The 373-nt window shown below is 38.9% G+C and carries 2 tRNA genes; both read left to right on the top strand.

Features of this window, described 5'->3' with window-relative positions:
• Positions 1–100: 100 nt before the first annotated feature.
• Positions 101–175, top strand: a tRNA-Ile gene (locus AC6UDD_RS06945).
• Positions 176–206: 31 nt separating this feature from the next.
• Positions 207–279, top strand: a tRNA-Ala gene (locus tag AC6UDD_RS06940).
• Positions 280–373 lie beyond the last annotated feature (94 nt).

Here is a 373-nt window from a genome sequence, read left to right as displayed (position 1 = left end):
GATCACCTCCTTTCTAAGGAAAAATTCGGAAACCTTACACAATTGAAGTCTTGTTTAGTTTTGAGAGTTTTACTCTCGTTAAATAAATGTTCGCGCTTTTGGGTCTATAGCTCAGCTGGTTTAGAGCGCACGCCTGATAAGCGTGAGGTCGGTGGTTCGAGTCCACTTAGACCCATCGTTACTGGTAAGTGACAATCGAATATTTTGGGGAATTAGCTCAGCTGGGAGAGCACCTGCTTTGCAAGCAGGAGGTCAACGGTTCGATCCCGTTATTCTCCATTGACACGAAAGTGTCAACTTTGTTCTTTGAAAACTAGATAATATTATTTTCTGTATTAATTATATTTTAATTATAATTTTAACCGAGAAATAA

The sequence above is a fragment of the Fructilactobacillus sp. X2R1C3 genome, assembly GCF_059901425.1.
This window is presented reverse-complemented; position numbering and strand designations above follow the sequence as displayed.